The following is a 14787-nucleotide window of genomic DNA, read 5'->3' as shown; positions in this document are numbered from 1 at the left end:
ATAAAAAAAGCCTGAAAGTTTAATTTCAGGCTTTTTTATTTTTTAGAATTTCAATGTCAATCCGGCTAAGAAATTAATTCCTGCCTGCGGATAGTAATAGGGATAAATATCCCACATTGCTCCGTTTGAAACATATTTTTTGTCTAAAATATTATTTACCAAACCTGTTATTGTAATTGATTTAAAGATTGATTTTGGTTTTATTTCATAAGAAACATTCAAATCGTTTACAAAATAATCAGCCAGTTTAGCTTCTGGCAATTCGATATTATTCATGTATTGTTCGCCAACATATTTTTGCAATAAAGAAATATGCAGACTCTTAATTGGACTATACACGATTATATTTCCGGCAATAACTTCTGGAGAATATGCAATTTTTGTTGTTCCATAATATTGTCCTTCAACCGCAAGATCCACATTTTTATTACTGCTAAGCGTAAAATTTGGTCTAAGAATAAATTTTTCTGAAAGCGAAATTGTTGCATCAAATTCAAAACCTAAACGGTAGCTTTTTTCAGTATTAGCGCGAATTGGCGCTCCAACATCATCTAATCTTCCGGTTAAAATCAATTGATCTTTGTAACCCATATAATAGAAATTAGAATTCAACTGGAATTTCTCTGAATTAAACCTCCAGCCTAATTCAAAATCGTTTAGTTTTTCCGGTTTTACATTTCCGCCTTCATAATCCGTTCTGTTTGGTTCACGATTCGCACGAGCGTATGAAAAATACAAAGTGTTTTTTTGATTGATTTCGTAGTTCAAACCCGCTTTTGGGTTAAAGAAATTAAAGGTATCATCAACTAAACCAGTTTCAGGACTATCTGCTTTATATTCTACTCTTCTATATTGTAAATCACCATAAAAGCTTAATTTTTCTGTAAACTGATAATTTGCTTTTGCAAAGATATTTCCATCTGTTTTTGTAGAAAAATCATCGTAATAATGATCTCCCAATTCTGATTGTGAAGCGTATCTTGCCCAGATTACTTTTCCGTAATGATCGCCTTCGTATTTATTCCAGCCTCCGCCAAGAATAACGTCTAGTTTTTCATCTTTGTATTTCGCTGAAAATGTAGTGCCGTAAAAATCATTGTCTAACCATTTCTGACGTACTAAATCTGTTGTTGTAATAGCTCCAACAGGATTCAAATTATATTCAGCCATATCGGCATCTTCTTTATAATTTTCATAGTAACCCTGCCCTTTTGTATAATGCAAAGCTAAATTAGTACTCCATTTATCAGAGAAAGATTCGCTCCAGTGTAACTGATAATGATCTTGTTTATAATTGTCAGTTTCATTGTCATAAAAACGCACATTTCCTGCTTCATCTGTATACATTCCTGCAGAGTTAAAAGTACGGTCTGAATTTAAAGTTGCAGCGTCGATTCCGTTCCAGGATTGGTATGTTTTTTCTGTTCCGCCAAAAACCAAAGCTTTTATTAAAGTTGTTTTTCCAACATAAGTTCCTTGCAGGAAATAAGATTTCAAGTCAGAACTCGCTCTATCAACATAACCATCAGATTTAATTCTTGACAAACGTCCTGCCAATTCAAAATGATCATTTAGCAGACCAGTGCTGAATTTTACTGTTTCTTTTTGAGAATTAAAACTTCCAAATGAGCCTGAGACTTCTCCAGTTGGTTTAGATGCATAACTATCTGTCAGCATATTTAAACTTGCTCCAAAAGCTCCAGAACCATTAGTAGATGTTCCTACTCCGCGCTGTAATTGTAAGCTTTCTACAGAAGAAGCAAAATCGGGCATGTTTACCCAAAAAGTTCCCTGACTTTCTGCATCGTTGTACGGAATTCCGTTTATGGTTACGTTTACTCTTGTAGCATCGCTTCCGCGGACACGAATTCCGGTATAACCAATTCCTCCTCCAGCATCAGAAGTTGTAACAACAGATGGAAGATAATTCATTAAAACAGGAATATCCTGTCCAAGATTTCTAAATTTAATTTCTTTTTTGTCCATATTACTAAACGTAACCGGAGTTTTAGCGGTAACACGAACTGCCGAAACCAAAACATTATCAAGCTGATTTACCTGAGTTGAGTCTTGTTCCTGTCCGAATGTGAATAGAGAATAGAATAAAGAAAATAGAATAAAGAAAATAGATTTGGTTCTGGCTGCATTTTGAACCTTAGAACCTTTGTAACTTAGTACCTTAGTACCTTCAAAAATAGTTTTCATTCGTAAAGAATTACGAATAAAAGGGGGAATTATTCTTTTGTTAAATTAATAAATGTGTTTCACGACAAAACAAAGTATTCACACTGAAATTGTCGTTTTTCCCTTAGCAACATTACTCGCTCAGGTTCTTTGGGTATGATCTCAGCTCGTTATTTAGAGCACCCCTTTGAGACAATGCAAATGTAATGTGTTAAATCTCAAAAAACAAATTCCAAATTCCAAAACTCACTTTTCAAGTTAGTGTCTTTGGAATTTGGACTCGAGCGATAGCGAACAGGCGAAGCAATTTAAAAAATTGGGATTTTACTCCAAGTTAGGTTTTCTCCTTGATTGTTTTATTTCAGAAATACTTTTCTTATCCTTGATCCTTTTCTTGATTACCGATTTTGGAATCTTTGTCGCTTTTCGAATCTTCGGAACATATAATCCCTTTTTAATTATTTCCAAAAAACGTTTCGTAACAATATCTTTATTTTTAAGCTGACTTCTGTCTTCGTCGCAATTTAAAATTAAGACATTTTCGGTTGTTAAACGAGGAGCAATATTAGTTTGCAAAAGCAGCTTTTCATCTTCAGACAAAGCTTGTGATGCATTTAAATCAAAAGACAAAACCACTTTTGATGAAACTTTATTTACATTTTGTCCGCCCGCACCACTGCTTCTAACGGCTTTGAAATTTAATTCTGATATGATTTTATCGCTATCCATTATTGTGGCTGATGTGCCGGTTTTAGTAAATCATTTACGGTTTTCACCGGATTAAAAGTAATTAACGGAACTGCCACAAAAACAGTTAACCAATTTGCCATTGACCCATTCCATAATCCCGGAAGTTCATAGCTTTTTACCGGTTTCCCTTCAACACTTTTTTCTACAATAAATCCTGATTTTTGATCTACAAATTGTTTTAGGTCAAATTTTTCGCCTTTATAATTCTTAATTCCACAAACTAAATCAACTGGATTAAAATGTGTTGCTTCTTCTAAAATTTCAAGCTGTTTTTTATTCCCCAAATCAACTTGAGAAGTTTCTACAATTTGCAGAGAAGTTTCTCCTTTTTCATTCATTACCCAAAACGGCCCGCCGCCCGGTTCTCCTTCATTTTTTACCATCCCGCAAACTCTGATAGGTCTGTCTAATAAATCTTTAATTTTAGCAATTTTATTTTCAAAAGTAAATTTATTAAAATCTTTAGTCATTTTAATGTTTAGCTTTTGCACTAAAAAATCTACAATTTCCTGAATATTATTTTCATATATTTCATTCTTTTCAATGGCACTTAAATAACCAAATACTTTTTGTTGTACGGCAATTAAAATACCTCCTAAAGCTTTTTTGTACAATGTAATTTGATCAATATGATTTTGAATTACATTATCGATATTTTTAATAAAAATGATATCTGAATCCAGACTATTTAAATTCTCAATTAAAGCACCGTGTCCGCCTGGTCTAAAAACTAGATTGCCATCTGCACTTCTAACAATTTTGTTTTTTGTATCAACATTAATAGAATCTGTGCTTTTATTTTGATACGAATAATTTATATTAATTTTTATTCCTGAAGGTTTTTCTATTTTCTCTCTAACCTCATCAACTGCTTTTTCAAACAAATCCTGATGAATTTCTGAAACTGTGAAATGTAAATTTGAAACACTTTTTGATGTAGCATAATGCACACATTCATTTAAATGTTCTTCAATTGGATTTGCAATGTGCGTTTTATATAAATGGAAAGGTAAAACTGCTTTTGGCTTGTTTGCTGAATTGTAATAATCCGGAGACAAGAGCAATTTTATAAAATAATAATTTTTATAATCTCTTTCTAAATTTTCAAAATCAGGATAAATTTCTTTAAGCTTTTCATGAACTGTTTCAAAAAAAGGAAACTTATCCATCCCAATAATAAAAATGGCAAGTTCTTTATCTTTTTTTCTGTTTAGATAAGCGTTTATCGTTTCTTTTTCGATATCAAAATCATTCAAAAAAGCACTTAAAAATTTGAACATTCTGGTTGCTGCGCCAGATGCAGGAACAAATTTTTTAATTTTTAATTTCTCTTTCTGCTTATCAAAAAAAGAAGCTTTTTCTTCAAAATCAGTTTCAGACAAACTTAAAATTCCGTTGTTTATGGTTGCCGGACTAATCAGATTGCTTTTTGCTATTCCTTTCTTAAATATTTTTAATTGCTTTAAGATATTTTCGAAAGGGATTCCGTGATTATAAATTTCAACAAAGTCCTGAGATGAAAGTCCTTTTTCTTTAAAAGCATATAAAGCATCAACAATAGCGGTTGCTTTTGCCAAACGACTTTCTTTATCTCCTGAAAGTGTTATAAAAGGTTTCTTGGTATCTATTAAAGCTTGTTTAAAGACAGAGAATACTGTTTCTCTTCCTTCCGGAGTATCTCTAATATCATCTTTCTCCCAAGGAACATCAATATCCGTCAGGAAAAATAAATCGTAATCATGCTCAAGTGCAGCTTCATTTAAAAGAGGGTCGCAAAAACCATAATATACTTCCGAAAAAACTTTGGTAACCATTAAATTGGTATCGCAAAACAGATATTTATTTGCTGCAGCAAGTTTTTCATTTTCTAGTGCAGTCTGCCCGTAAGCAATAGGCATCATATCATCAGCAGTACAAATATGCTGATTTTCTTCCCATTTTTCCTGCAGATAATCGCGCGCAAATTCAGGAACCCATTCGGTTTCATAATAATCTGCAAGCTGTTTTGCTAAAGTTGTTTTACCTGTACTTTCAGGGCCAAATAAAGCAATTTTTATTATTGTTGTTTTTTGCTGTCTAAGATCTTTTTCCATTCTAAATAAGCTGAAATAGCCAAAATTGTAAAAATTAAATATTGAAGTGACAGCATCCCTAAGCCGCGATAAGCATAAAGAGGTACTACAATAATATCACCGATAATCCACAATGTCCAGTTTTCGATTTTTTTCTTTGCCATATACCACATTCCTGCAAAAAAGATTCCAGACGATATCATATCGACATAATTGTCATTGTGTATTTCGTAATCGAAATATTTATAAATCCCGAAAACTACGAAAATGGTCACGAAAAACAACAAAACCCCGATTATTTTTTCATTAAAATTTGTTCTTGTAATTGGCAGGTTATCTTCAACCGTTCCGCCTTTTGCCCAAACATACCAGCCATAAATACTCATAATCGAGAAATAGGCGTTGATAATCATATCACCAATATAACCGGCAACATATAAAAGATATACTGAAATTACGGTGGCAATTAATCCTGTTGGATAAACCCAGATATTTTCTTTTTTAGCAAACCAAACACTTAAAATTCCAAAAACAAAGACCAAAAACTCCAAAGCGACATGCCATAAAGGAGTATTTTTATAACTATTAAGAAAAAAGTCAATCATTTTTGCGGTATTTGTGGCTGTTAAATTTTATTTATGAATCAAAAAAATGACTGTCGTTTTCAAAAGCAGTTCCAATAACTACTAAATCTGCACCGGCATTATATGCCTTTTTAATTCCGTGCAAATCTACAATTCCTCCTCCAACAATTACAGGAATTTCTATGTTTTGAGCAATTAATGAGATCATTTCCAGTGGCACTGCTTTTTTTGCGCCACTTCCTGCTTCTAAATAAATTAATTTATTTCCTAGCATTTCACCTGCCTGAGCTGTTGCTAAAGCCAAATCAAAATTTTCTCGGTTAAGCGGTTCTGTTTTACTAACGCGGGCAACTGCCGTTTCATTACCGCTTTCGATTAAAATATATCCCGTTGAAATAACTTCAAGCTTTGTTTTTTTGAGAATTGGTGCTGCCTGAACCTGATATTCGATTAAATAATCCGGATTTCTGCCAGATAATAGAGATAGAAATAAAATAGCATCGGCTTGAGGAGAAATCTGTGACGGATCGCCCGGGAAAATTATAACAGGCAGATTTGTTTTTTGTTTTAACTGTGCAATTAAATCTTCTAAAATGGTACTTTGAACAATACTTCCGCCCACAAAAATATGTGTTGCAGGTGATTGGTTTATTTTAAGTAATAAATGATCTAAATTTTCCCAAACAATTTTATCAGGATCTAAAAGAATAGCCAATAGTTTTTGCCCGTTTTTCTTAGCATCCAAAATTTGTTGGTGAATCGTGCGTATTTTTTGCTCCATAACGGCAGTAAAAGTAAAAAGTTTTTAACGTAGAAGAACTATTTTGAATGAATTATATTTGTAAACTCTCTGTTAACACCCAAAGAAAACAAATATGATTGCGACTGAATTATTAGAAAAATATGGCGCCTTGAAAAAGTCTTTTGAAAAAAGTGAAATCATTTTTGAAGAAGGAAATCTGCCAACGCATTATTATCAGATAATTTCGGGCGAAATTAAAATGAGTAATTACAATGATGACGGACGCGAATTTATTCAGGGCATCTTTTATAAAGATCAATCTTTTGGAGAACCTCCTTTATTTTTAAACCAAAAATATCCTGCTAATGCTATTGCGGTTGAAGACAGTGAGATTTTGCTGCTTCCTAAAGCAACTTTTTTGAAACTGCTGGAAGAAAACCCTGCAATCAGCATTAAAATAATCGAAAATCTCGCACAGCGTTTGTATTATAAATCGGTTATGGCTGCCGAAATTTCTACACATGAACCAGAACATCGCGTATTAAAATTAATTGATCACGGAATTGCTTATTTTAATTTTAAAAAAGATACAAGCGGCTATTTAATAAATTTTACACGACAACAAATTGGCGACTTAACCGGTTTGCGTGTCGAAACTGTGATTCGAGCTATTAAAGCCTTGGAAAAAAAAGGCGAATTGAAGATTATTAATCGAAAAGTATACCGATAAAATAATTCCTATTTTATGATTTTAATCATAAAACGCAGCAGTAAAGTGGATGTAACTTTGTAGTGTAAAAATCTCAATATCATGACACTATATCAAACAACATTCGAAAATTTCAATAAAAATTATATTGGTTCTGCAACAATGGCTGTAATTGGCCAAAGCTGTTTAGGTGCGGCTGCAGCAATGTATATTCTTTCTCACGGAACTTCTATTGGTCAAATGATCCAATTGGCCATTATTGTATTGGCTTGTATCTTTGTAAACACTTCAATTTTGGCACAAATGAAACATAGGGTTGTTTTTAACCTTTTAATTTTGAGTACATTTCTAAGCGTATTGTTTATTCTTTTAAATACCTTTATTCTGTGAAAAAACAAATAGAAAACAGAGCCGATATTTCTTTCTTAGTACATCAGTTCTATGCTAAAATAAGAGCCGACAAAGAAATCGGCTTTTATTTTAATACGATGATTCAGGATTGGGATATGCATCTGGAAAAACTGACTGATTTTTGGGAAACTAATTTGTTTGCCGTAAGAAAATACAAAGGAAATCCACACGCTGTTCACAATGAAGTTGACGCACATTTTGGTGATAAAATTACGGCAAATGAATTCGGAATATGGCTTAATCATTGGGCTCAGACATTAGACGAACATTTTGAAGGCGAAAATGTAGAAACACTAAAAAGACGCGCCCGTAAAATGAGCACCTTTTTATATGTGAGTATGTTTGAGCATCGAAAAAAAGAAAGTGAAGTTTAATGTCATTGCGAGGAACGAAGCAATCGCATTTGCTAAATCAATCATAGTGAGATTGCTCCGTTCCTCGCAATGACCAAACTTTGAGCTTATTTTTCAAAGGCATATACCAAAGTAAAATTCCCTTCGAAATTATCTGATTTGATTTCTTCATAATGCACATCAAAATCTTTTATTAAATCATCAAAATGAAGGCTTGCCTGCACTTTAGATTCATTTAAAGAGAAATCTCCAACTCTGATATGATCTTTAAAACTAATTCCTTTTTCGTTTCTAATTTTAAAGATTGCTTCTTTTGCACCCCAGATTACGGTAAGTTTTTTAACGTAGTCTCCTAAAACATTTGGATTTAAATACTCAAATTCAGTATCAACAAATTTATCAGCTATGCGAAGGATTTTTTCGCGCTGTAATTCCATATCGATTCCTACCGTTTCATGGCTTATAATTATGGCCGCAAAATGATACGAATGTGTTATTGAAATATAATTATGACAATCAAAATAAGGTTTGCCGAATTCGTCATAATGCAAATCTTTATCTGTAAAGCCCATTTCCTGAATCAACATGCGAACACTTAAAAAAGCGCGCTGATGCATTTGCGATTTCATTCCGTCCAGTCTCTTTTGTGTTTTTTCTTTCAACACAACTTTGCTCAATAACTCCTCTAAGGATTCGGTTATTTCCCAAATTAAGATTTTAGTCGTTTCATTAAATTGTATGGTTTGAAATAAAGGCATTCGTGTTTTTCGTTACGGTTATTATTTTTAACCATATAAGTCATGTAAGAAAATATAACTTTTGGGTCAAAAAATGTATTAAGTAAATATAAGCAATTCGCAGCAAAGGTAATAGTTTCAGAATCTTTTTTAAATGAACTTACATTACTTATATGCTTAAAAACGATTCATAAACTAACATTCTAGAGATTAAGATTTTAAAGATTTCACAAATCTTACAGAAAGTAGTAAAAATAAAAAGGTATTCCGTAAATTTGCAAAAATTTTACAATTATACAAATATACTATAAATGAGTACTACAACTACGCCTTTTGTGGCTTTCAAAGTAAAAGACATTTCTCTAGCGGCTTGGGGAAGAAAAGAAATTGAACTGGCTGAGGCTGAAATGCCAGGTTTAATGGCGCTTCGTGCTGAATACAAAGACGAACAACCTCTTAAAGGTGCTCGTATTGCTGGATGTTTACACATGACGATTCAAACTGCAGTTTTGATCGAAACTTTAATTGCTCTTGGTGCTGAAGTTACTTGGTCTTCTTGTAACATTTTCTCTACTCAGGATCAGGCTGCTGCTGCTATTGCTGCTGCTGGAATTCAAGTTTATGCTTGGAAAGGTCTTGATGAAGAATCATTTGACTGGTGTATTGAGCAAACTTTATTCTTTGGTGAAGACAGAAAACCATTGAACATGATTCTTGATGATGGTGGAGATTTAACTAATATGGTTATTGATCGTTTCCCAGAATTAGTTCCTGGAATTAAAGGTCTTTCTGAAGAAACTACAACTGGTGTTCACAGACTTTACGAAAGAGTAAAAGCTGGAACTTTACCAATGCCTGCAATCAACATTAACGACTCTGTTACTAAATCTAAATTTGATAACAAATACGGATGTAAAGAATCTGCTGTGGATGCTGTACGTCGTGCAACTGACTTAATGTTAGCTGGAAAAAGAGTTATCGTTTGTGGATATGGTGATGTTGGAAAAGGAACTGCTGCTTCTTTTAGAGGTGCTGGTTCTATTGTAACTGTTACTGAAATTGATCCAATTTGTGCTTTACAAGCTGCAATGGACGGTTATGAAGTTAAAAAATTAAACACTGTAATTGCTAATGCTGACATCATCATTACAACTACAGGAAATAAAGATATCGTTCTTGGAGAGCACTTCGAGCAAATGAAAGATAAAACTGTTGTTTGTAACATTGGTCACTTCGATAACGAAATTGATATGGCTTGGTTAAACAAAAACCACGGTGCATCAAAAATCGAAATCAAACCTCAGGTTGATAAATACAACATCGCTGGAAAAGATATCATCATTCTTGCTGAAGGTCGTTTAGTAAACCTTGGTTGTGCTACAGGTCACCCAAGTTTTGTAATGAGTAACTCATTTACAAACCAGACTTTGGCTCAAATCGAATTATGGAACAACAGCGCAGCTTACAAAAATGAAGTTTATATGTTACCAAAACATTTAGATGAAAAAGTTGCTGCTTTGCACTTAGCTAAATTAGGCGTTGAACTTGAAGTTTTACGTGACGATCAGGCTGCTTATATTGGTGTTCCAGTTGAAGGTCCATTCAAACCAGAATACTACAGATACTAGTAAATTTTAGATTTCTGATCTTAGATTTTAGATTATATAAACCCTTGCAGAAATGTGAGGGTTTTTTATTTTGGTTTGAGTCTATTTCAAAATATAAGTATATTTTTGAAAACCAAAACCAAATTATGAGAACACTCCTGATTGCATTAATAATCATACTATTTCCCCTTTTTGCAGCCGCACAGAATTTTGATCCTTCAAAATATGGACCTCGCACACAAGACTTATTGTTTCCTGGAGCGAATCAGAATCCAAAACTTCCACAATTGGAAACCGTTAAACCTCTTTCAAGAAATGATGTAGAAAAAACAAAAGCAAAATTAGCAAGAGAAGAGCAAAAACTAATCAAGCTTGCAGAAAAAAAATGGCAAATAGAACTCGACCTAAGGGCAAAACGGGAAAGTTTAAAAAACCTTGAAAATACTTCGAAGAACAATAATGATCCTGATTATCAAAAAAATATTGAAAAATTAAAAAAGGAAATAGCTATATCTCAAAATAAACTAGATGACGCGAAAAGTAAGCAGGATTTTAGAGCTGAAAAAGTACTTGAATTAGAAATAATGCTAGAAGAATCCAAATTTACGAGAAAAGGTTCTTAAAAATATTTCAAACCCGACAGGTTTTTAAAACCTTGTCGGATTTTCTTTTTAATTTAAATTAATTAGAAGATTTCTCGTGTTTCTTTTAAATATAAATATACATTTGATTCACCAAAAACAAATCCTAATTTAAATCATGAAAACACGTTTTATTCTATTACTATTATTACTACTTCCATTTTTTGTTTCTGCACAATTTAGCAATATGCAATCGCAAGCAAGAAGTATGCATACACAAATGAATATGCAAAATCAGAAATGGGCAAGCGAAAGGGCTGCTTCAAATCAGCAATGGCAAATGAGAAATATGATGTCGCATCAAGTTTCTAAAATTGAAGCTGCTGAACATAAATTAGCTAAAGAAGAAAAAAACAAACAAAAATTAGAAAAGAAGACAGAAAAACTAGAAGCTGATTTAAAAACAAATCAAGATCAATTAGCTAATCTTAAAAATAATTCAGAAAACAATGCTGACCTTCAAAAAGAGATTGAAAAATCTGAAGAAAAAGTAAATAAGTCTGAAGAAAAATTAAACAAAAGCAGAACAAAAATTGAATCCAGTTCAAAAAAAGTGGAAGACTTAAAAAAAGAAGTAGCAAAATACAAAACCGAAAAAGAAGAATTACAGAAAAAACAAGAAGAAGAGAAAAAATTAAAAGAAGAAGAAAAAGCTAAAAAAGAAAAGGAAAAGCTAGAAAAGAAAGCGAAATAAATCAAGCCTTCTTTTTAATATCTAAATCAATTTATAGATAAAAGCAACTGAATATTATTTCAAAAACTAATCTTAAACCAAAAAATTATGAGAACTTATTTTCTTTTAATAGTATTAATGTTACTGCCGATTTTCGCTTCTGCACAATATAATAATAACCAACAACTACAACAGAGTAGATCTTTTGAGAGACAAATGAATACCCAAAATCAAAAATGGGCAAGTGAACGCGACAGAGCAGACCGTCAATGGGGTCAGCAAGCAATGAATAGACAATTAATGAATAAGAATGCAGCAGCAGATAAAAAAATTATCAGTGAAGAAAATAATAAAAAGAAACTTGAAGAAAAAACTGCAAAACTAGATTCTGATTTAAAAGTGCAAAAAGATAAATTAACAGCGCTTGAAAATTCGAAAAATAGTGCAGACAGCCAAAAAAATATAGAGAAAACTAAAGAACAAATAAGCAAAACTGAAGAAAAGCTTAATAAGGTAAAAAGTGAACTGGAAACAAGTTCTAAAAAACTTGACGACTTAAAAAAAGAAAAAGAAATTTCTTTAACAAGACAAGCAGACCTTGAAAAAAAGGAAAAAGAAGAAGCAGAAAGAAAGAAAAAACAAGAAGAAATAAATCAGGCTCTTTTAAAAAGCATAAAATCTAATAAATAATTTTTTAGCTTTTAGAAAATAATATTTCAGACCCGACAGGTTTTAAAAACCTGTCGGGTTTTCTGTTTTAATCTAAAATTTTAAGTTTAAATTTGAAATTAAAGAACTCTCCAAAATAAAATTCTTTAAAATTATGATCGAAAAAGTTTTATGTGACATACATGGTTCAAAAGAAATGTCTTTTAGCTGTATTCACATTGCAATTGCAATAGACTCAAAAGAAAAAGTAGGTTTCTTCTATTCAGAAGCCGAAGAAGATCTTCCTCAAATTGCGTGGTGTGGAGAATGCGAACAATATCTTTTAGATAATGACGAAGAATGGACTGATATATTTCAAGCTAAAGCCGATTTTAAAATGTTATGTTCTGATTGTTTTGAAGAAGCAAAAAATAATGAACTAGAAACTCATCTCAGATAAATAAATTTTCATGAAAAAGATTATTATCCTTTGCCTTTTTTTCTGCTTTAATTACTCTGCATTTGCCCAAAATAATGATGTATGGATTTCCTTTTGGGATAAAGACACGACTCACATAGGTTTTAAAGATAAAAATGGCATTGTCAAAATAGAACCAAAATTTACTACTGGTTTTACAACTGCCCGTAAATTTGAAAATATTATTGCCGCTAGTGAAGAAAAAGATGGGAAATGGGAAAGCTATTATTTAATCAAAACAGGAAGAATAATTGGTCGTGACAGTTTATATAGTTTTGACAATGGTCCCGATTGTGAAAATGAAGGTTTAATAAGATTTAAAGATCGTAAAACAGATAAAATGGGAATGTTTAATGGCGAAGGAAAAATCGTTATTCCTGCAGAATATAGCAATTTGACCAAAGCCATAAATGGGATGTTTATAGGTTTAAAAGACGCTGAAAAAGAAACGGATGGAGAGCATTTTTTCTGGAAAGGAGGAAAAGAATTCTTAATCGACACTAACAATAAAATCTTAATTGAAAATTTTGCTTACAACGATGATTTAAATTTTTATTCTTTGGAAAAATCAAAAGAGCCAATTAAAGATCCAACAAGAGAAAATTTTCTTGGGGTTGACGGACAATATTATTCGTTTGTAAATTTTGATAAAGAATTTAAATATTGGCTCCAGAACACGTTACTTTCTGATTTATCCAAAAACAATTTAGAAAAACATTCTTTTGATAAAATCTCGTATTGGAAAGAACCAGATGGTTGGATAAACTCATCAAAAACTAAATTCATCAATCAAAATTATATCTATTTAAAATCTAAACTTAAGGAACTCAAAAATCCAAAAACAGATTACTTTGTTTCTAATGAGGGATTAAATCCCTTTATTTTTGAATCAAGCGAATACGAAATATATTTCAACAATTGTAATGAATCAAAAGATTGGATATATCCAGTTAAAAACATTGTGATCAATCCAAAAAATAAACTTGAACACGGACAAGATCATTTTGAATTTTTAAGAACTGAAAACGGATATAAATTGATAAGTGTTTCTACCAGAAAAGAAGAATTAAAGTAAATTGATCTAATACTCAGACATTTATTCTTAATTAAAAATCTTAAAACTTTTAACAATTACTAACTTATTAACTCAAACAAATAAATTTTGTTAATATATTAATCTTTCATAATTGTTTTTCGAAATAAAACATTCAAAAACTTTTATATCTTCGGCACCAAATTCAAAAAAAGATATAAATCTATTAATTCATAGTTGAATCCCTTTTATAATGAAAAAAACAGAATGTACTAATTGTGACAATAAAAGTGTACCAATTAATGAAACAATTACAATTGATGAAAAAGATTTTTGTAACTCCTGTTTTGAAACTAATTTCCCCGACGATAAAAGTCTTAGTGGGAAAAAAGTAGAAAAAAAATATGATCCCACAATCTGTTCTGCTTGTTCTAAAGACTTTGAAGAAATAGAATTAAATAAAATTGGAGTATACCCTCATTGCAATGATTGCGAAACAGCAGTCAATAATCGAGTTTTCCCTACCTGGGTAAAAGCTTTCTTTATTGGTATTATAGTTATTGTTTTATTTTCATTTTATTGGAATTGGCAATATTTTGACGCTTATAATAAATTTCAAGATTCAAATGATTATTTCGAAAAGGGAGATTTTAAGAATGCTTCGAAGTTAATGACAGAAGCAGGCAAAGAAGTTCCTGAAGTTGAAGATCTTAAAACACTTGCAGATTTTTATAGTGGATTTGATTTTCTTAAAAAAGACAAAAATGAAGATGCTTTAAACAAGTTCAATTCATGTATAGGAAAACTACCTCCTAATTACAATCTTGGTTTATACATTAATATGGCAAAAATTGGGGTGACTTTTGATAAAAAGGATTACGACGGTTTTCTTGCCGCATCTCAGGAAGTCCTTAAAATTGACTCCACTTCTGCAGAATGTTATTCAGGTGTTGCTTCTGCCTATTCTTGCATTTATGCCACTAAAAATGATGAATCTGCAAAAATTAAAAGCTTCGAATATTTAAAAAAAGCAAAAGCAATAGACAGTACAAGTTCCGAAGCCAAATTCTATTATAATATGATAGAATATAGATTATTTGCCCATACAGTAATAACTAGAGAAGAGTTTATTAAAAAATTTCCAAACGGTTGGATTAAAAATTAA

At 31.7% G+C, this 14787-nt stretch carries 16 protein-coding genes; 10 read left to right on the top strand and 6 right to left on the bottom strand.

Going from position 1 to position 14787, the window contains the following annotated elements:
• Positions 1 to 42: 42 nt before the first annotated feature.
• From NLJ00_RS08415 to NLJ00_RS08395, 5 genes are all read right to left on the bottom strand, one after another.
• The gene (locus tag NLJ00_RS08415; RefSeq protein ID WP_256636887.1) at positions 43 to 2205 is read right to left on the bottom strand and encodes a TonB-dependent receptor; all 2163 of its coding nucleotides are present in this window, start codon (positions 2203 to 2205) and stop codon (positions 43 to 45) included.
• A gap of 303 nt (positions 2206 to 2508) precedes the next feature.
• Positions 2509 to 2913: an alternative ribosome rescue aminoacyl-tRNA hydrolase ArfB gene (arfB, locus tag NLJ00_RS08410; protein WP_256636886.1), complete on the bottom strand. Its 405-nt coding sequence runs from the start codon at positions 2911 to 2913 to the stop codon at positions 2509 to 2511.
• Positions 2913 to 5027 (bottom strand): DUF4301 family protein, encoded by a 2115-nt coding sequence (locus NLJ00_RS08405; protein WP_256636885.1) that lies wholly within the window; start codon positions 5025 to 5027, stop codon positions 2913 to 2915. The genes arfB and NLJ00_RS08405 overlap by 1 nt, the downstream gene beginning before the upstream one ends.
• Positions 4991 to 5611 carry a nicotinamide riboside transporter PnuC gene (gene pnuC / locus NLJ00_RS08400; RefSeq protein WP_256636884.1) on the bottom strand — a complete coding sequence of 207 codons (621 nt, stop codon included), beginning with the start codon at positions 5609 to 5611 and terminating at the stop codon, positions 4991 to 4993. The genes NLJ00_RS08405 and pnuC overlap by 37 nt, the downstream gene beginning before the upstream one ends.
• 31 nt (positions 5612 to 5642) lie before the next feature.
• Positions 5643 to 6371 (bottom strand): phosphoglycerol geranylgeranyltransferase, encoded by a 729-nt coding sequence (locus NLJ00_RS08395; protein ID WP_256636883.1) that lies wholly within the window; start codon positions 6369 to 6371, stop codon positions 5643 to 5645.
• A gap of 94 nt (positions 6372 to 6465) precedes the next feature.
• Here NLJ00_RS08395 and NLJ00_RS08390 point away from each other — a divergent pair, with 94 nt between their 5' ends.
• The 3 genes from NLJ00_RS08390 to NLJ00_RS08380 all read left to right on the top strand — a co-directional run bounded on the left by NLJ00_RS08390 (position 6466) and on the right by NLJ00_RS08380 (position 7826).
• Positions 6466 to 7062: a Crp/Fnr family transcriptional regulator gene (locus NLJ00_RS08390; RefSeq protein WP_256636882.1), complete on the top strand. Its 597-nt coding sequence runs from the start codon at positions 6466 to 6468 to the stop codon at positions 7060 to 7062.
• 81 nt (positions 7063 to 7143) lie between these two features.
• A complete protein-coding gene (locus NLJ00_RS08385) occupies positions 7144 to 7431 on the top strand; it encodes a hypothetical protein (protein WP_256636881.1) in 288 nt (95 codons plus the stop codon).
• The gene (locus tag NLJ00_RS08380; RefSeq protein ID WP_256636880.1) at positions 7428 to 7826 is read left to right on the top strand and encodes a group III truncated hemoglobin; all 399 of its coding nucleotides are present in this window, start codon (positions 7428 to 7430) and stop codon (positions 7824 to 7826) included. The genes NLJ00_RS08385 and NLJ00_RS08380 overlap by 4 nt, the downstream gene beginning before the upstream one ends.
• Positions 7827 to 7912: 86 nt before the next feature.
• Here the strand turns inward: NLJ00_RS08380 and NLJ00_RS08375 are convergent, their stop codons facing one another.
• Positions 7913 to 8563: a 4'-phosphopantetheinyl transferase family protein gene (locus tag NLJ00_RS08375; RefSeq protein ID WP_256636879.1), complete on the bottom strand. Its 651-nt coding sequence runs from the start codon at positions 8561 to 8563 to the stop codon at positions 7913 to 7915.
• 290 nt (positions 8564 to 8853) lie between these two features.
• Here NLJ00_RS08375 and ahcY point away from each other — a divergent pair, with 290 nt between their 5' ends.
• The 7 genes from ahcY (at position 8854) to NLJ00_RS08340 (ending at position 14787) form a co-directional block, all read left to right on the top strand.
• A complete protein-coding gene (ahcY, locus tag NLJ00_RS08370; protein WP_256636878.1) occupies positions 8854 to 10170 on the top strand; it encodes an adenosylhomocysteinase in 1317 nt (438 codons plus the stop codon).
• A 266-nt stretch (positions 10171 to 10436) separates the two neighbouring features.
• Entirely contained in the window at positions 10437 to 10772 is a 336-nt protein-coding gene (locus NLJ00_RS08365) for a hypothetical protein (protein ID WP_256636877.1), read from the top strand.
• A 136-nt stretch (positions 10773 to 10908) separates the two neighbouring features.
• The gene (locus NLJ00_RS08360) at positions 10909 to 11484 is read left to right on the top strand and encodes a hypothetical protein (protein WP_256636876.1); all 576 of its coding nucleotides are present in this window, start codon (positions 10909 to 10911) and stop codon (positions 11482 to 11484) included.
• 87 nt (positions 11485 to 11571) lie between these two features.
• Complete coding sequence (locus NLJ00_RS08355) at positions 11572 to 12153, top strand: hypothetical protein (protein WP_256636875.1); 582 nt, start codon at positions 11572 to 11574, stop codon at positions 12151 to 12153.
• Between the two features lie 133 nt (positions 12154 to 12286).
• Positions 12287 to 12571 (top strand): hypothetical protein, encoded by a 285-nt coding sequence (locus tag NLJ00_RS08350; RefSeq protein ID WP_256636874.1) that lies wholly within the window; start codon positions 12287 to 12289, stop codon positions 12569 to 12571.
• A gap of 10 nt (positions 12572 to 12581) precedes the next feature.
• Entirely contained in the window at positions 12582 to 13664 is a 1083-nt protein-coding gene (locus NLJ00_RS08345; RefSeq protein ID WP_256636873.1) for a hypothetical protein, read from the top strand.
• Positions 13665 to 13875: 211 nt separating this feature from the next.
• Complete coding sequence (locus NLJ00_RS08340) at positions 13876 to 14787, top strand: tetratricopeptide repeat protein (RefSeq protein WP_256636872.1); 912 nt, start codon at positions 13876 to 13878, stop codon at positions 14785 to 14787.

The organism is Flavobacterium panici, assembly GCF_024499525.1.
Taxonomy (GTDB): domain Bacteria; phylum Bacteroidota; class Bacteroidia; order Flavobacteriales; family Flavobacteriaceae; genus Flavobacterium; species Flavobacterium panici.
This window is presented reverse-complemented; position numbering and strand designations above follow the sequence as displayed.